Genomic DNA, 16,405 nt, shown 5'->3' on the forward strand with positions numbered 1-16,405 from the left:
TTATTTAAGTGCCTCGTCAGGAACAAAAAACGCGAGGGTATTCAGAAGTCCAGCCGGCTCAGAAGGCACTATCAAGTGTTGTCCATTTTTTGGATACGGTCCCCTGGTGGTTTCAGAAGTGCCAGGCGACGTTCAGGTCGTGCTAGGTATCATCGAAAAAGCTGTCAGATCTGTGGACGAGGGTTACGAAAGTGATACGGTCGCCTGGTTGTCGAATTGGTGTCTGACGCCGAAGCTCGAAATGGTCTCGGTGAGCGCCTTCGGCCGGACTAACCCTTACCGCTGTTCTCAGTATGGCTGGAGACAGGGTTTCTGAGCCAACTTCAGGGTTGGTATGACGCTTTGCTGGCATTCAGGATATTGCTGTTGTGCAGAGCATAGCCCAAAGGTCGTGCTGCCAATCGCCGCTGGGGGTGGCTGTGTTGATCATGAATCTTTTGAGACCAGTGTCGACATATGCCGGTTCTCCGCATTTGACCCGAACCGGGTGTTTCCTAGTGTCGTCGTAGAGAACTGTGCCGTTTGCATCTGTTTGAACCAGTTTGATGGCGACTTCAAAGTCGAAGTCTTCCTCGCTGGTGACCTGGTATTGGGTCACGCTCAATTGAACCGTGGTGGCGTCCGGGAAACTGGCTGTGTGAAAGACTGTCTGTTGACCCGCGCTAGGCGTGGCAAAAAGAAGAAGACCAAACACTATTGGAAGGATATACATATCCCAACTCCCGCAGCGCTCGCCTCGTGACAAAAATAGCACAAATTGCCGCTGCGCACGACTCGAAAATTTGAAACGTAATGAGCTGTTCCAATCTTCGGTGCGCCCCGCGCTGGACCCAGATGCCGCAGGCCGGTGTCAAAATGTTTAACAAATATAGAACTTTAGAGCTTTCGCGCCGGCAGATCGGCTGAGCCGTCGGGAAAGACGTGACGGCCGGTAACCTGCTCCACGGTCCACCGCGAACGCGTCCAGCAGCTGCGTGTTTCCGTGTCTCGGAAACGATGGGAGTGCATCATTTGCGGAAATGACCTGGGTATGGCTATGGGGCGAGAAAAGGGATCTACTTTGCATTAGCAATCGGCAAGCGAGTAATTGTTCGATCACCCGCCACAAGCTTGCCGCTGCTTAGTAGTACAGCAAAAATGCCCAGCTTTTAAGGGATACGTTGAGATACTTGCCCCTAGAAAGGATGCCATCAGGCAGTGCCAGGTGGCATCCAGTAAAGTGTCTTGAGGATCAGTTATCCTTTGGCTGGTCCATCATACCATTGCCGGGCTGATTGCTTTTGGATTGCTGACCGCTATGGGCCATGCCGGATCCTGCCATCATCTGCTTCATGCGTGCCGTCTGGGCTGAGATCTCTTCCTCAGTCACCGCGCCGTTGCCGTCTGCATCGAGATGTTGAAAACGGTCTACCATTTGTTCGCGGATTATAGCGCTGTGGAAGGATTCGAACTCATCGATCGAAAGCGTGCCATTGCTGTCCGCGTCGTACTCCTTCAGAGCGGATTGAAGTTTTTCCGCCAACATGCCGGGTTTGCCCATGCCCAACATCTGGCGGTCCATCATGGCGCTGCCCATGGCGTGCCGCCCGTGCATCTGCATCATCATGTTATGCATTCGCTTCATGTCAGACATCATACCTCGGCCCATCATCTGCGAATCTGCATTTTGTTGCATCATGCCTGATGTATTGGCACCGGGTTTACCGCTGTGGCCGTGGCTGGCCTCTGCCAGTGCTGCGCCCGCCATTGTGCCGGATACCGCGAGAGTAAGCGCAATAAGTTTCAAATTCGTCATGTCCAGACCTTTCCCAGGGTGTTTGGATACATCCAATTTGGGATGTCAGGCGTGAGCTTGCCAGAGCGCCGGGTCGGGGAATTGTATCGCCCTGTCACAGCCGAAGCAGTTGATACATTCTGCGACAAAACTCTGCAGGACCACTTGCAGCAATAACCTATAATCGATGCAAATGAATGAAATGCCACATATTCTCGTCGTTGACGATCACCGTGAAATCCGGGCTGCGGTAACACGATACCTGGAAAAGAACGGCATGCGCGCAACTGCAGCGCAAGACGCGGCAGAGATGGATGCGAAACTGGCAACCGGGCATTTCGATCTGATTGTTCTGGACGTGATGATGCCGGGTGAAGACGGGCTTTCGGTCTGCCGGAGACTGTCTGGGGAAGGCGGTATCCCAATCCTTATGCTGACGGCCCTTGGGCAGGAAACAGACCGGATAGTCGGCCTGGAGATCGGTGCCGACGACTATTTGCCCAAGCCATTCAATCCGCGCGAGCTATTGGCACGCATCAAAGCGATCTTGCGCCGCACCGATCGTTCCGAACCATTGGCAGGCCGCTTGGCCGGGAAAAACGTTCGGTTTGCCCAGTGGGTGCTGGACAGCGACCGTCGTGTCCTCATTGACGGCACCGGGCAGGAAACTGCCCTGACCGGTGCCGACTTCAAGCTGTTGACGGTTTTGCTGGAGCGGGCGCGTTTGGTCCTGAGCCGGGATCAGCTTATGGATTTAACTGCGGGCCGGCGGGCGCCGCCGCTGGATCGGACAATAGACAACCAGATCAGCCGCTTGCGCCGCAAGATTGAGCAGGACCCCATGCAGCCGCGCCTGATCATCACCGTGCGCAACGGCGGCTATAGCTTGGCGGCAGATGTAGAGGTGATGGACGGATGAGGCGTGTCCTCAACAGTCTGCGCGGCCAACTGGTGCTATTGGTGATCCTGGCGCTGGCCGCCGCTCAGGCGGTCAGCCTTTGGCTATTTGTCGACGAGCGCAGTTTGGCGGTACGCGCGGCTCTCGGAGCGGAAACTGCTGGACGTGCCGCCAATGTGGCCCGACTGATCGAAGAAGCGCCTGCAAGTCTACACGCCTCGATTCTACGGGCTGCGAATTCGCCGCTGGTACGGTTCGGTATCGCACCGGAGCCCGAAGTCGAACATATGACGCATAACGGCAATGGGATTGTCGAAGAGCGAGTGCGGGCACTTCTGGATGGTAACTTCAGCCGCGAGATCCGGGTTGAGCTGCATGAGGTTGATGGCGCGGATCTGCCGCTGCCCCACCTCGATCAGGAAATGGCCGCTATGCACCGGGAAATGATGCGCGGACACATGTCGGCGATTGAATTGAAGCTGTCCATTGCGTTGTCTGGCAGCCAATGGCTGAATGTTGATACCCGGTTTGAACGGCCGCCTTTGCAATGGCCGCTTTTTTCGACACTGACTTTTGCGCTTACAGCGGGCTTCATTCTAATTGTTGTGTTCTGGTTCTTGATGAGCCGGGTAACGGGACCGCTGCGCAGGCTTTCCGTTGCTGCTGACCGGTTGGGGAGGGGAGAAGACGTGGACGCACTGCCTGCGGTAGGGCCATGCGAAGTGCAAGATCTGACCGATGCGTTTAACCGGATGCAAGAACGCCTGAAACGTTTTGTTGCAGATCGCACCCGGCTGCTGGCGGCGTTGGGCCATGACCTTCGATCGCCTTTGACAGCTATGCGGGTCAGGGCAGAATTTGTCGACGAGGAGGAAACCCGGGACAGCCTCATATCTTCGATCGAGGAAATGCAGAGCATGGTAGACTCGGTATTGGCTTTCGCCCGGGGGCTGGCGGTGTCCGAGCCGCTAGAGGTGTGTGAACTGGGTAAGTTCCTGGAACAGCTGCGCGCTGATATGCTTGATCGCTTCGATTTACATCCAGGGGTGACGACAGAAGTTGGCCTGCGGCCAAACGCGATGCGGCGGGCTTTGCGCAACGTGATCGAGAACGCGCTGCGCTATGGTGGCTGGGCGCGGGTTGGATACGGGATCGATGGCAAAAACGCTTTGATCACGGTGGTAGACTCCGGCCCAGGTATCCCTGAGGAAGATTTGGAGCGGGTGTTTGATCCGTTTCTGCGGCTGGAGGCGTCGCGGTCGCTCGAAACCGGCGGCTACGGGCTCGGCTTATCCATCGCTCGTACGATTGCGCGGGCTCATGGCGGTGACATAACCCTGGCTAACCGTCCGGATGGCGGGCTGTTGGCGACGCTCGCAATCCCTCTGGCGAAGGATCAAACCGAAATTGAAACGTGAACCGGAGACAAAGATGAAACGACAGGTTGCAACTCTGGCAATTGTGCTTCTGCCCTTGGCTTCTGCTGTGGCTTGGGCGGATACTTCGGGTGACTGGGACCGGGGATATGGCCACATGATGTGGGCAGGCGGCTTCGGTATGCTCGGCGCCCTGATGATGCTGCTGTTCTGGGGAGCGTTTATTGCTCTCATCGTAGTGGCGGTGCGATGGCTGACTGACAAGCGTAGCGCAGGCCCGGACACCTCTAGTGACGCGCTGAAGGTGCTGCGCAGCAGGTTTGCCCAAGGTGAAATCGACGAAGAAGAGTTCAGGCGCCGCAAGGCCGCACTCGACGAATGACATCTCATGCTCCGCGTATTGCGGCGCGTGTCAGAGGCTGAGCCGGAGGCAGGGGCTCGTGAAAGAAATGGCAGGCAAGCAGACGTGCTGATTATCGAGGGCGCAGCGGGTGTTAATCTTTGGCAGGGGCTCAGAAGACTATACGGTACCGGTGAAACAGTCAGAAGGAGGAATTATGCTGAGACGGGATTTCATTGTCGGGGCAGGGGCGTTGACGGTGCTGGGTTCAAAGGGCAGCGCGCATACGCCAACGCTTCCGGTCTACGATATGCCCGAAGAGCTTTTGCCGCGCGAGGTGCGCATCCAGAACGACCTTACGCCATATGAGGTGCATGTGGATCCAGAGCAGTTCGCACTGTACTGGACGCTGCCTGAGGGCCGCGCGATCCGTTATGCGGTCGGGATTGGCCGGCCTGGCCTGTACGAGGCGGGCGAATTCTATGTCGGCGCGAAAAAGGTGTGGCCCAGTTGGAAGCCGACACCGGACATGATACAGCGCGAACCGCACCGCTATGCCAGGTTTGCCGATGGCATGCCCGGTGGTCTCGGTAATCCACTTGGCTCACGCGCGCTTTATCTGTTTCAGCCCGGGCGCGGGGATACGTTTCTGCGTATTCACGGCACCAATGAACCGGACACAATCGGACGGCGCGTGTCGAATGGTTGTGCAAGGCTGGTAAACGATCAGATGATCAACCTCTACGACAGGGTGCCGTTGGATACCCGGGTTGTGCTTCACCCCGTGGTGAACTTGCCAGCCTGAGGTTGCGCATAGGACTTGCCGGTTGTCGGATAGGCAGAGTTCGGTCCGAGATGCAGAGAGATGCGTCCCCAAACGTTCACTAACCGCACCACGGCCTTGGCAGGGGCGCGGTGTGGGAGCTCTAGAAGCCTGTCATGGAAAAGCAGGCGCTCGGGCCCGTCCTAAGAACTTGGGCGAATGTGTCTGGGATACTCTCGGATACAAAAATGGTGATGAGGCGGCATTGACGTTCCCATGCTGGAAGGCGGCAGTGCAAAGCCAAGGGAGACGCGGTTTGGAAGCAGTAGAGGCATACCGCCCTCCGCCAAACTGAGTGAATGTTCTGATTATTGAGATAATCAGAACATCAGTGAACCGTCCCTCGCGGTTCGCTTGTCTGAGAGGAAAGAGAAATGTTTTCAAGACGAGGGTTTCTGACAGCGGCGGGTGCCGCTGGCGTGTTGGCGGAATTGCCGGTCCGGGGGGATGCCCTGGTGCCGGACATGATGGAGTTGCGCGCCACCGTCAAAGCGGTGCAGCTACTGCCGTCAGACTACCCAAAAACTGAGATTTGGGGTTATTCAGGCGGCACGCCGGGACCGGAAATCCGGGTGCCCCAAGGCGGCCGGGTGCGACGGCGTTTTGTCAACGATCTGCCGCAGGCAAGCACGGTCCATTGGCACGGCATCCGCGCGGCGAATTCGATGGATGGGGTTGCTGGGCTTACCCAGGCACCGGTTCAGCCACGGGGCAGCTTCGACTATGATTTCACCGTTCGGGATGCAGGCACCTATTGGTATCACGCGCACAACCGGTCCGTCGAACAGGTGGCGCGCGGACTGCACGGCCCGCTCATTGTTGACGAAAAGGCACCTCCGGATATTGACCGGGATATCACACTGGTACTCGATGACTGGCTGCTGGAACCTGATGGCGGGCAGCTAAATCCAGACTTCGAGACGCGCCATGACCGGTCACATGCTGGCCGGTTGGGCAATTTCATTTCGACCAACGGACAGTCAGCCTGGACCCAATCGGTCAAGCGGCATGAGCGGCTCCGGCTTCGGCTGATCAATGCCTCCAACGCTAGGATCTTCATGCTGGCGCTGGTCAACTTCGAGGGCTGGGTGATGGCGCTGGACGGGATGCCGCTGCCAGCACCCAAGACCGTTTCGGGAGATTTGCTGCTCGGTCCCGGCCAGCGTGCTGATCTCCTTGTAGATGTCACAGCCGGAGACGGCGAAGAGGCGTTTCTCGCGCGGATCGAGGACAATCAAGGCTATGCCCATGCTGCCTTCCCGGTGCGCGGCGTGTCCAGTAGCGCCCGGCGCGGTTCCCCGGCGCCGCTTCCGCCGAACCCGGCGATGGAGGTGACGGGGTTGGATGCTGCGAGGGAGCTGCGGCTTGACATGGCTGGCGGAGCAATGGGTTCGCTGCGCAGTGCTGTTCTTAACGGGCAGAACACCGGGTTCCGGCAAATGGTGGAGGCGAACCAGTTCTGGGCCTTCAACGGTACTGTTGGCATGACGCAGACTCCGCTGGCCACGGTGGCGCGGGGCGAGACTGTCCGGGTCACAGTGTCCAACGACACAGCATTCCCGCACGCTATGCATCTGCACGGGATGCATTTCCGCACCGTAAATGCCGATGGCTCGATGGGCCACCTGCGCGACACGCTTCTCAGCTTTGCCGGCGAAAGCCACGAGATTGCTTTTGTTGCCGATAATCCCGGCGATTGGGCATTCCACTGTCACATGCTTTCGCATGCGGCCTCTGGCATGATGACCTGGATCCGGGTGCAGGCATGACGCGGGCGGTCATCAGTGCGGCGGCGGTGCTGGCGGTCGCCGGAGTTGCAGCGGCGTGGGTTTTCCGGCCTTCTTTCCCGGTCGCGCCAATGGCTGATGCGGTGTCAGTTGCACAGGGAAAGGTGCTCTATGCGGAGTACTGTGCGTCTTGCCACGGGGCAAATCTGGAGGGCCAGCCGAATTGGCGCAGCCCAGGAGAGGATGGCCGTCTGCCGGCGCCTCCGCATGATGAGACGGGCCACACTTGGCACCATTCTGACCGAATGCTGTTCGAGTATACCAAATTGGGGGGGCAGGCTGCGCTAGCAAACAGCGGAGTCGCCTTGGACAGCGGCATGCCAGGCTTTGGCAGCCAGCTGAGTGATGCGCAAATTCGCGGTATCCTGAATTTCATAAAATCAGCTTGGCCCGAGCGCGAGCAGCGGTACCAAGCAGAAAGAACAGAAGTAGAAGCCCAGCAAGAAGGAAGAAACCAATGATCCGTCCTAAACGTATATTGCCGGTACTTTGTCTTACCTTTTTGCCTTTGCCCGGCCTGACCAAAGAATTGACAGAGGAGGAGATCAAGCAACTGGTCTATGAGGCAATCCTGGAGCGGCCCGAAATCATCATGCAGGCGGTCGAAATGCTGCAGCGTGACCAGGACGCCGCCAAAGCTGAAGCTGCTCGGGTGGTTCTTGACAACAACCGTGCCACGCTGGAACGCGATCCCAACGCCCCGGTTCTGGGCAATCCCGAAGGGGATGTAACGGTTGTCGAGTTCTTCGATTACAACTGCCCCTATTGCCGCCGTGCGATGGCTCCAGTGCAGGGGCTGCTGAAAGATGATGCCAATATCCGGCTGGTCTACCGCGAGTGGCCCATCCTGGGTGACGGGTCTGTCTTTGCCGCGCGTGCCGCTCTGGCTTCGCGTATACAAGGAAAGTACGAAGAATTCCATTGGGCTCTGATGGGAATGCAGGGCAGGGCTACGGAGGCTGCGGTCATCCGTATCGCACGTGAAACCGGGCTGGACGTGGAACAGTTGCGCCAGGACATGGACGCGCCAGAGGTGGAGGAGCATATTGCCACTTCTATGGCGCTGTCGCGCAAGTTGGGCTTCAACGGCACGCCGTCTTTCGTGATTGGCGAAAACTTGATTCCCGGTTTTGTTGAGCAACCGCAACTGCAAGAACTGGTAAAACAGGCACGCGAAGCTGCGGAGTGACGACGATTGCTCTATCGCGGGCAACAGCACTCAGGGCCGGTGCAATATTGCTTGGAAAGCTCGCCTATTTGTATCGAGCTGTCGCAAAGCGCTTCGCTACGACTGAGCGATACAATTGCCCATCCGGGCGAGGTGGATCGGCCAATCCTGAATGCCCTAGTCTGTGGAAGATGGCGATACATCAATAAACGCGCCAACGATTTCGACGAGGAAGGCACATGCTGCGCACAGGACGATTACCGGATTTCCGTCGCTGCCACAGGTCGGTGCTAGCGGTTGTGGCCGTCGCTTTGTTGCTGGTGCTTGTTCTTTGGAGGGCTGATGCTTTGCCGCCTGTAATGACGCGTGCAGACATTACAGCCTGGGTCGATGCAGCTGGCATCTTGGGGCCGCTGGTGATCGTAGGGCTCATGACTATGGCGATCGTTGCCAGCCCTTTGCCTTCAGCTCCTGTAGCGGTGGCAGCCGGGGCGGCCTACGGGCATGTGCTGGGCACCGGTCTCGTTGCACTGGGGGCCGAGTTGGGAGCGATCATCGCCTTTCTGATTGCCCGGCGATTGGGGCGCTCGGCTATCCAGCGCCATCTGGGCGCTAAGCTTGAGACAGGTCTCATGGGATCGCAGAATGCGCTGATGCTGACGGTGTTTGGCAGCCGCCTTTTGCCCTTCGTTTCATTTGACTTGATCAGCTATGCAGCAGGGCTGACTGCATTGCGGTTCTGGCGCTTCGCACTCGCAACCGCGGCGGGCATTTTGCCAGCGAGCTTCATCCTGGCGCATCTTGGCAGTGAGCTGGCCGGGCCTGATGGACCTGGTGCCATCTGGGCAGTGCTGGGGCTAGGGCTGCTGACCGGAGCGCCTCTTCTTTGGGCAGCCTGGAAGCGAGAGCAAGGCGGTTGAGGCAAATCAAGGCCTCCGGGTAAATAAAATGTAGACTTGAGTAGTCATTTGGAGAAGCGGATCGTGGGAGTTGCAGGAGTAACGTACAGGAGAATTGGACTGCGGCGGCTTCGCTCGGCGCTTCACCTGACTCTGGTCCTGCTGTTGTCTGCAATTCTGATGGCGTCTGCGGGGTCGGACCGAACGGTAGGTGCAGAGCATTCAATGCCTGGCTATAGCCATGTTCAGGCCTTAGCTGCGGATTTTGGGCAGCAAGAGTCTATTCAGCACGATCAGAACCTCTATAGCGTGCCTGCGTCTTTGGGTGACTGTGGACTGCATGCAATGTGTCACGCCTTGGCTCTACTCCCAATTGTCCTGATGCCTGAATGGAAGCCGGAAATGTCGGTTGCCGTACTCAATATCCGGCTGCTTGCGGACGGAATAGCCCTTTCACCGTCTCCACACCCTCCGAATTTTTCCTGAACCAACCACCCGGTCCAGTTGAGCGCCCAGCCAAGCGGCCCGGTTCACATGCTGTGTGGTGTGTTCAGGAGTTCGAGAAGTGTTTGCCATACTCTATTTTGCGACTGCAGCTCTGCTAGTCTTTGCTGTGCTGCGGCTTGGATGCGGCCCTTGCGCAACCGGTCAAGTTTCTGAGGTCGGCCCCGAAAACGTGATGGCGCCCCCGCGTATCCCTGTCGTCAAGCTGGGCTGGGCGCTGAGCATTTTCCTGGCCGTGACTTATATGCTGTGTGTCGGCTTCGATCTGATCTTTCCGCAGTATGCGATGTACCGCGCTTGGATCTCGCTGATGCCTGGCATGACGTGGCTCACAGCAACTTCCTTCCTGATCGGACTAGCAGAAGCCTTTGCCTACGGTTGGTTCGTGGCACTCGTATTTGGGCCAATTTTCAACGTGATCGCCGCGCGTGGATGAGGCGCAACAAGTCACCTTGCTACCCTAAAGCGTTCGGAGCAATAGAAGAGGAGACGTGCAATGAGCAAGTCGCAGCAACCGACCCTGCGCTTCCTCGGGGCCACCGGGACCGTCACTGGATCCCGCTACCTCGTTGAATGGCGCAGTCGCAGGATCCTGATCGATTGCGGGCTGTTTCAAGGGTTCAAGCAGCTCCGCTTACGCAATCGGAAGCCTTTTCCGGTCCGGCCTCGATCTATCGATACTGTTCTCCTGACACATGCACATCTCGATCATTCCGGCTATATCCCTGCGCTGGTTAAGGCAGGGTTCGCGGGCAAGGTCATTTGCACACAATCGACTAAGGAATTGTGCGGCTTGATCCTGCCCGACAGTGGACATCTGCAGGAGGAAGAGGCGTCCTTTGCCCGCCGTAAGAAGTTTTCGGTCCATGCCCGCCCGACCCCCCTTTACACGCGAAAGGATGCGCAGAAGGCGCTGAGCAAGCTGGAAACTGTGCCATTCGACATGCCAGTCGATTTAGGCGACGGGATCACGGCCAACTTCATCCCGGCAGGGCATTTGCTTGGAGCTGCGCAAATACGATTATGCCTTGGTAGCACGTCATTGCATTTCAGCGGTGACCTCGGCCGTCAAAGCGACCCTCTGATGCGCTCTCCAACCCCGTTTGCGGGAGCAGACGTCCTTGTGTGTGAATCCACCTATGGCAACCGCCTGCATGAGCTTGTCGATGCCGAAGCGCAGCTCTCCCGTGTTATCCGCCGGGTTATCGGGCGGGGCGGAACAATCCTCATCCCGGCCTTTGCGGTAGGGCGGGCACAGGGGCTGATGTATCACATCGCGCGGCTTCGCAGACGCGGTGATATTCCCGAAGTGCCGGTCTTTCTAAACAGCCCGATGGCGACAAATGCCACCGAAATTTATCACCGCCATCACAGTGAGCATAAGGTCAGCTGGGCCGAATGCTTGGATATGTTTGAACTCGCCAAGCGTGTGCGTTCTGTTGAAGAATCCAAGCAGCTCAACACCATGCCTTTCCCCAAAATCATCATTTCAGCCAGCGGCATGCTGACTGGAGGACGTATTCTGCATCACGTTCTTTCATATGGAGGGGACCGCCGTAACGCGATCCTGCTGTCGGGGTTTCAAGCCAGCGGAACGCGCGGTGCTGCGCTTGCCGCCGGAGCAGATCACTTGCGCATCTTTGGGCGTGACATCCCGATCGAGGCTGAGGTGATCTCTCCGGGCAGCTTGTCCGGCCATGCCGATGCCAACGAGCTACTTGAATGGCTGGGCGCTGCGTCGGTCCCACCCCGGATGACCTACGTGACTCACGGTGAGCCAGAAGCGGCCGACGCGCTGCGTTTTCGCATCAACCATGAACTGGGCTGGAAAGCGAGGGTGCCAGAGCACCTTGAAACAATCCGTTTGGAGACGCCGCGATGACGCGTGATAGACATTGCCTTCCGCTAGTACGGGCGGAAATAGACACTTACAGCCAGCCTGTCGTCTTCATGCATCTGGACTGCCATGTTTGCCGCGCCGAAGGGTTTCGTGCGCTGACCCGGGTGCGGATCGACTGCGGCGGACGGTCCGTGATCGCATCGCTGAACGTTGTCACCGGGGCAGGATGGCTGGGTCCGGAAGCGGCAGCGCTATCCGACGCAGCTTGGGCGGCATTGCGGCCGAGGCTGGGTGATATGGGTCAGTTCTCTCACCCCGAACTGCCAGAGGCGGCTTCGCTAATCCGCGCCAAGGTCTATGGTGAGCGGCTGCACCAAGCGCAATTCGCCACGATCATAAAAGATGCGATGGCACACCGGCTGTCGGATTTGGATCTGGCTGCCTTCGTAACGGCTTGTGCAGGAGAGCACCTGAGTACCTGTGAAACCATCGCTTTGACCCGTGCCATGCAGGAGGCTGGCAGATCACTGGAATGGGGCGAAGGGCCTGTGCTGGACAAGCATTGCGTTGGCGGGTTGCCCGGGAACCGCACCACACCGATCGTAGTGGCCATCGTCGCGGCAGCGGGGCTTGTGATCCCCAAGACATCCAGCCGTGCCATTACTTCGCCTTCAGGGACCGCTGACACAATGGAGGTAATGGCTCCGGTGGCGCTCGATACTGCTGCCATGAGCAAGGTTGTCGAAGCGCAGGGTGGCTGCATCGTTTGGGGCGGAGCCTTGGGGCTTAGCCCGGCCGACGACATTCTGATCCGCATTGAGCGGCCTCTCGACTTTGACAGCGACGGGCAATTGGTTGCCAGCATTCTCTCCAAAAAGGCGGCGGCCGGATCGGACCGTGTCGTGATCGACATCCCTGTGGGGCCCACCGCGAAAGTGCGTTCGGAAAATGCGGCCGAAGCCCTGTCGGCGCGGCTGCGCGCCACAGCCCGGGCGATTGGATTGGACCTGGCGATTCATGTCAGCGACGGCAGCCAGCCAGTAGGGTGCGGGATCGGTCCGGCACTCGAGGCAATGGATGTGCTGAAGGTGCTGCGCCGTACACCAGATGCGCCGGGCGATCTGAGAGAACGGGCGCTGGTACTGGCTGGGCTCCTGCTGGAAATGAGCGGAGAAACCGCAGGCGTTGAGCGGGCGAGGGTTTTGCTCGACAGCGGCGCGGCGGAGCATCGGTTCATGGCGATATGCGCGGCTCAGGGCGGGTTTGCCGAGCCGGCTAAAGCCCCCTACCGGATACCTTTTGTAGCCCCTTGCGATGGAGTGATCACAGCTATCGACAACCGCCTTATTGCCCGGGTGGCAAAACTGGCCGGGGCCCCGCAGCAGGCCCGCGCAGGGGTGTTGCTTATGGCGCGGCCCGGGACACTGGTCCAGCTCGGACAACCCCTGTTCGAAATCTGGGCTGAGACGCCGGGCGAATTGGCCTATGCCAGCGATTTTTCCAGCGCGCAGAAAGAGATTTTCCGCATTGAGGTGCCAAAATGAGACCCGTTCTGATCCCATTTCACAATATGCGTCCACTGGCAGATCAACTGGCGGCGCTGATCGGGGCAGAAGTGGCGCCAGTGGACTGGCACCGGTTTCCGGATGGCGAGAGCCGGATAACCCTGCATGGTGATCTCGAAGGCCGCGAGTCGGTGATCCTGTGTTCTTTGTGTGACCCGGACCGGCATGCGATGCCGCTGCGCTTTGCCGCTGATACGGCGCGCGAGATGGGCGCTGTACACGCCGGTCTAATTGCGCCCTATCTGGGGTACATGCGCCAGGACCGGAGGTTCCACTCTGGAGAGGCGGTTAGCGCCAGATTGTTCGCCCGTTTCCTCGAGGAAAGCTTTGACTGGCTTGTGACGGTGGATCCGCATCTGCATCGGATCCAGGCCCTTGATGAGTTGTTTGCCATTCCCGCTGGCCGGGTTTCTGCTGCGCCACTGCTGGCACAGTGGATCGCGGAGAGTGTTGAAAATCCGGTGCTGGTTGGCCCCGATAGCGAAAGCCGGCAATGGGTTGCGGAGGTCGCTTCGCTCGTTGGCTGTCCATACGAGGTTTTGCGCAAGGTGCGTTCCGGCGACCGCAGAGTTGAGGTTAGCAAATCCGGCCGCCAGTGGAGATGTTCCGGCACACCAGTTCTAGTCGATGATATTGCGTCCTCGGGGAGAACATTGGTGGGGGCAATCGAACGGCTGGCGGAAGCCGGAGCCAAGCCGCCTCTGTGTGCGGTAATCCATGCAGTCTTTGCCGGGCAAGCTCACGCCGAGATTCTGGCCGCCGGGGCAAGCCAAGTCGTGACCACCGATACGATTCCTCATGAAAGCAATGCTATCGGCATCGCCCCGCTTCTAGCCGAGGCGGCAAATCATACGCTGGCTGCGTTGACCTTACAGTGACTTGAAAACTCACGATGGCGGCATTCCCCAACCGGAAGGGCAATAACATGAACGAACTTCCCAACAATAAAAGCTCCAGTGTAGCAGACGAAGACAAATTTGTTTGTCCGATGCACCCGCACATTCGGAGCGCTGAAGCTGAAAACTGCCCGATTTGCGGCATGCACCTTGTCCCAGAAGCTGGCAAGGAAACGGCCGGTCATGCTCACCACCATGGGCACGCAGCTTTCGGGCATGGAAAAACTGCTCTGAGTGGAGGTTATGACAAGGTTCCCATTGGCTGGGAAGGCCCTGTGTATACTTGCCCAATGCACCCGGAAGTTCGGCAAACCGAACCGGGCGCGTGCCCTCTTTGCGGGATGGGGCTGGAGCGAGAAGCAGGTTCTGTTGCGGAGGAGGGGCCAAACCCAGAACTCACCGATTTCACCCGGCGGCTCTGGGCCGGTGCGATACTAACAGTTCCATTGTTGGTTCTTACCATGGGGCCCTATGCCGGCCTGGCAGGTGTCCGGGATATTTTCGGGGAACGTAACACACTCTGGATTGAACTGCTTCTTGGCTCGCCGGTTGTCTGGTGGAGCGGCTGGCCGTTTCTTGTTCGCGGCTGGAACTCGTTCCGCACCATGAACCTCAATATGTTCAGCTTGATCAGCATGGGAGTGGCGGCGGCCTGGCTATTCAGCGTTGCGGCAGTACTTGCACCGGGCATGTTCCCTGACGGCTTCCGTGACGCCGAAGGGCATGTCGGCGTCTATTTTGAGGCTGCGGCAGTGATTGTCACGCTTGTTCTGTTGGGGCAGGTGATGGAATTGCGGGCCCGGGAAGGGACCGGGCGGGCGATCCGTGCCCTGCTGGATATGGCGCCCAAGACCGCACGGGTGATCCGCATCGGTGGACAGGAAGAAGAGATCCCCCTGGATGAGGTGCAGGTGGGAGACCGGCTGAGGGTAAGGCCGGGAGACAAGGTGCCGGTGGACGGCACGGTGTTGGAGGGACGCTCCTCGGTCGACGAAAGCATGATTTCCGGAGAGCCTGTCCCGGTCGAGAAGGTCGAGGGTTCCAGTGTTACAGGTGCGACGATCAATGGCACCGGGTCATTGGTGATTGAAGCCACGAGAGTCGGGGCCGACACGATGTTGTCCCAGATCGTCGATATGGTGGCTAAGGCGCAGAAAAGCCGCGCACCAATCCAGAAGTATGCCGACAAGGTGGCAGGCTGGTTTGTGCCGGCCGTGATTGCTGTTGCGGTCTTGGCTTTTGCCGGATGGGCGATCTGGGGTCCGGCTCCTGCGCTGAGCTATGGCCTGGTCGCGGCGGTCGCCGTATTGATCATCGCCTGTCCCTGCGCGCTTGGCTTGGCGACGCCGATGTCGATCATGACCGCGACCGGCCGGGGTGCGCAGGCCGGTGTGCTCATCAAGAACGCCGAGGCGCTTGAGCGGTTCGAAAAGGTGGACACGCTGATTGTCGACAAGACAGGCACCCTGACCGAGGGCAAGCCGCGGCTGATCGCGGTTGTGCCCGAGCCGGGCCATGACGAAGCAGAAGTGCTCCGGCTGGCGGCGACGTTGGAGAAAGGCTCGGAGCACCCTTTGGCCGAGGCCATCGTGACCGGAGCGCTGGAACGGGGCATCAAACTCGGTGAGGCCACGGAATTTGATGCAGTCACCGGGAAGGGGGTGAAGGGGCGTGTGGACGGCCATGCGGTGGCGCTTGGCAACCTCCGCCTGATAGCGGACCTGGGGCTGGAGGCTGCCGGTCTTGCTTCTACGGCCGATGCCCGTCGGGATCAGGGTGAAACCGTAATGTTCGTGGTACTGAATGGCGCCGTGGCCGGCCTGGTGGCCGTTGCCGATCCGGTGAAGGAAGCGACCCCTTCCGCGCTGAAGGCGCTACATGATCTGGGCTTCCGCATCATCATGGCCACCGGCGACAATGAGCGCACGGCCCGCGCCGTTGCCGGGAAGCTGGGTATCGACGAGATCCGCGCGGATGTGCTGCCGCAGGACAAAGCCCGAATTATCCGCGAGTTGCAGGAACAGGGGCGCAGCGTCGCCATGGCCGGGGACGGCGTGAATGACGCGCCCGCGCTGGCACAGGCGGATGTCGGTATCGCCATGGGCACCGGCGCCGACGTGGCCATCGAAAGTGCGGGTTTCACTCTGGTCAAGGGCAACCTGGATGGCATCGTGCGTGCCCGGCGCCTGGCGCGCGCGACCATGCGCAACATCCGGCAGAACCTGTTCTTTGCGTTGATCTACAATGCCTCCGGGGTGCCGGTCGCGGCGGGAGTACTGTTTCCGTTCTTCGGCATTCTGATCAGTCCGATGTTTGCCGCTTTTGCAATGAGCGCGTCATCTGTTTCCGTGGTGCTCAATTCCCTGCGCCTACGCGGGGTAAAGATATGACCGGGCAAACTTTCCTTTTCCTCGCCTCTCTGTCCGGTGTTGCAAGCGCAGTCAGGCGTGGTCGCCGCGTTCAGAGCCAGACGGCTGCAGGCCGCTGTTTCGACACTAGGCGAGTGAACAACCGGGGCCGGGCCGTGAGCGGAGA

At 59.0% G+C, this 16,405-nt stretch carries 15 protein-coding genes; 13 read left to right on the forward strand and 2 right to left on the reverse strand.

All coding sequences use genetic code 11. From position 1 onward, the window contains the following. Positions 1 to 352 precede the first annotated feature (352 nt). Positions 353 to 712 carry a hypothetical protein gene (locus RA25_RS15240; RefSeq protein WP_036797399.1) on the reverse strand — a complete coding sequence of 120 codons (360 nt, stop codon included), beginning with the start codon at positions 710 to 712 and terminating at the stop codon, positions 353 to 355. Between the two features lie 519 nt (positions 713 to 1,231). Next, entirely contained in the window at positions 1,232 to 1,795 is a 564-nt protein-coding gene (locus tag RA25_RS15245) for an EF-hand domain-containing protein (protein WP_226429035.1), read from the reverse strand. A gap of 172 nt (positions 1,796 to 1,967) precedes the next feature. Here RA25_RS15245 and RA25_RS15250 point away from each other — a divergent pair, with 172 nt between their 5' ends. The 13 genes from RA25_RS15250 (at position 1,968) to RA25_RS15310 (ending at position 16,260) form a co-directional block, all read left to right on the forward strand. Further along, a complete protein-coding gene (locus tag RA25_RS15250) occupies positions 1,968 to 2,693 on the forward strand; it encodes a response regulator (RefSeq protein WP_027236553.1) in 726 nt (241 codons plus the stop codon). After that, a complete protein-coding gene (locus RA25_RS15255) occupies positions 2,690 to 4,090 on the forward strand; it encodes an ATP-binding protein (RefSeq protein WP_027236554.1) in 1,401 nt (466 codons plus the stop codon). Before RA25_RS15250 ends, RA25_RS15255 begins: the two co-directional genes overlap by 4 nt. Positions 4,091 to 4,103: 13 nt before the next feature. Beyond that, positions 4,104 to 4,430 (forward strand): SHOCT domain-containing protein, encoded by a 327-nt coding sequence (locus RA25_RS15260; RefSeq protein WP_226429034.1) that lies wholly within the window; start codon positions 4,104 to 4,106, stop codon positions 4,428 to 4,430. A gap of 175 nt (positions 4,431 to 4,605) precedes the next feature. Beyond that, positions 4,606 to 5,193, forward strand: coding sequence for a L,D-transpeptidase (locus RA25_RS15265; RefSeq protein ID WP_036797401.1), 588 nt, complete (start codon positions 4,606 to 4,608; stop codon positions 5,191 to 5,193). A 392-nt stretch (positions 5,194 to 5,585) separates the two neighbouring features. Next, positions 5,586 to 6,980, forward strand: coding sequence for a multicopper oxidase family protein (locus RA25_RS15270; RefSeq protein WP_039173616.1), 1,395 nt, complete (start codon positions 5,586 to 5,588; stop codon positions 6,978 to 6,980). Then, entirely contained in the window at positions 6,977 to 7,459 is a 483-nt protein-coding gene (locus RA25_RS15275) for a c-type cytochrome (RefSeq protein ID WP_039173618.1), read from the forward strand. The genes RA25_RS15270 and RA25_RS15275 overlap by 4 nt, the downstream gene beginning before the upstream one ends. Before the next feature lie 68 nt (positions 7,460 to 7,527). Continuing rightward, positions 7,528 to 8,187, forward strand: a complete 660-nt coding sequence (locus RA25_RS15280) for a DsbA family protein (protein WP_446720382.1) — start codon at positions 7,528 to 7,530, stop codon at positions 8,185 to 8,187. Between the two features lie 338 nt (positions 8,188 to 8,525). Further along, positions 8,526 to 9,086 (forward strand): VTT domain-containing protein, encoded by a 561-nt coding sequence (locus tag RA25_RS15285; RefSeq protein ID WP_152612228.1) that lies wholly within the window; start codon positions 8,526 to 8,528, stop codon positions 9,084 to 9,086. A gap of 544 nt (positions 9,087 to 9,630) precedes the next feature. Continuing rightward, complete coding sequence (locus RA25_RS15290; protein ID WP_193747986.1) at positions 9,631 to 10,005, forward strand: DUF5676 family membrane protein; 375 nt, start codon at positions 9,631 to 9,633, stop codon at positions 10,003 to 10,005. Positions 10,006 to 10,065: 60 nt separating this feature from the next. Continuing rightward, complete coding sequence (locus tag RA25_RS15295) at positions 10,066 to 11,451, forward strand: MBL fold metallo-hydrolase RNA specificity domain-containing protein (RefSeq protein WP_039173621.1); 1,386 nt, start codon at positions 10,066 to 10,068, stop codon at positions 11,449 to 11,451. Then, on the forward strand, positions 11,448 to 12,953 hold the full coding sequence (locus RA25_RS15300) for a thymidine phosphorylase family protein (RefSeq protein WP_027236563.1): 1,506 nt from the start codon (positions 11,448 to 11,450) through the stop codon (positions 12,951 to 12,953). Before RA25_RS15295 ends, RA25_RS15300 begins: the two co-directional genes overlap by 4 nt. After that, on the forward strand, positions 12,950 to 13,852 hold the full coding sequence (locus RA25_RS15305) for a ribose-phosphate diphosphokinase (RefSeq protein ID WP_027236564.1): 903 nt from the start codon (positions 12,950 to 12,952) through the stop codon (positions 13,850 to 13,852). Before RA25_RS15300 ends, RA25_RS15305 begins: the two co-directional genes overlap by 4 nt. 47 nt (positions 13,853 to 13,899) lie before the next feature. Continuing rightward, positions 13,900 to 16,260 (forward strand): copper-transporting P-type ATPase, encoded by a 2,361-nt coding sequence (locus tag RA25_RS15310; RefSeq protein WP_027236565.1) that lies wholly within the window; start codon positions 13,900 to 13,902, stop codon positions 16,258 to 16,260. Positions 16,261 to 16,405: the final 145 nt, after the last annotated feature.

The organism is Leisingera sp. ANG-S5 (assembly GCF_000813925.1).
Classification (GTDB): Bacteria; Pseudomonadota; Alphaproteobacteria; order Rhodobacterales; family Rhodobacteraceae; genus Leisingera.

Excerpts from the sequence above, each read along its gene's own strand:
- RA25_RS15240 (WP_036797399.1), bottom strand. The coding sequence starts at position 712 with ATGTATATCCTTCCAATAGTGTTTGGTCTTCTTCTTTTTGCCACGCCT.
- RA25_RS15245 (WP_226429035.1), bottom strand. The coding sequence starts at position 1,795 with ATGACGAATTTGAAACTTATTGCGCTTACTCTCGCGGTATCCGGCACA.
- RA25_RS15250 (WP_027236553.1), top strand. The coding sequence starts at position 1,968 with ATGAATGAAATGCCACATATTCTCGTCGTTGACGATCACCGTGAAATC.
- RA25_RS15255 (WP_027236554.1), top strand. The coding sequence starts at position 2,690 with ATGAGGCGTGTCCTCAACAGTCTGCGCGGCCAACTGGTGCTATTGGTG.
- RA25_RS15260 (WP_226429034.1), top strand. The coding sequence starts at position 4,104 with ATGAAACGACAGGTTGCAACTCTGGCAATTGTGCTTCTGCCCTTGGCT.
- RA25_RS15265 (WP_036797401.1), top strand. The coding sequence starts at position 4,606 with ATGCTGAGACGGGATTTCATTGTCGGGGCAGGGGCGTTGACGGTGCTG.
- RA25_RS15270 (WP_039173616.1), top strand. The coding sequence starts at position 5,586 with ATGTTTTCAAGACGAGGGTTTCTGACAGCGGCGGGTGCCGCTGGCGTG.
- RA25_RS15275 (WP_039173618.1), top strand. The coding sequence starts at position 6,977 with ATGACGCGGGCGGTCATCAGTGCGGCGGCGGTGCTGGCGGTCGCCGGA.
- RA25_RS15285 (WP_152612228.1), top strand. The coding sequence starts at position 8,526 with ATGACGCGTGCAGACATTACAGCCTGGGTCGATGCAGCTGGCATCTTG.
- RA25_RS15295 (WP_039173621.1), top strand. The coding sequence starts at position 10,066 with ATGAGCAAGTCGCAGCAACCGACCCTGCGCTTCCTCGGGGCCACCGGG.
- RA25_RS15300 (WP_027236563.1), top strand. The coding sequence starts at position 11,448 with ATGACGCGTGATAGACATTGCCTTCCGCTAGTACGGGCGGAAATAGAC.
- RA25_RS15305 (WP_027236564.1), top strand. The coding sequence starts at position 12,950 with ATGAGACCCGTTCTGATCCCATTTCACAATATGCGTCCACTGGCAGAT.
- RA25_RS15310 (WP_027236565.1), top strand. The coding sequence starts at position 13,900 with ATGAACGAACTTCCCAACAATAAAAGCTCCAGTGTAGCAGACGAAGAC.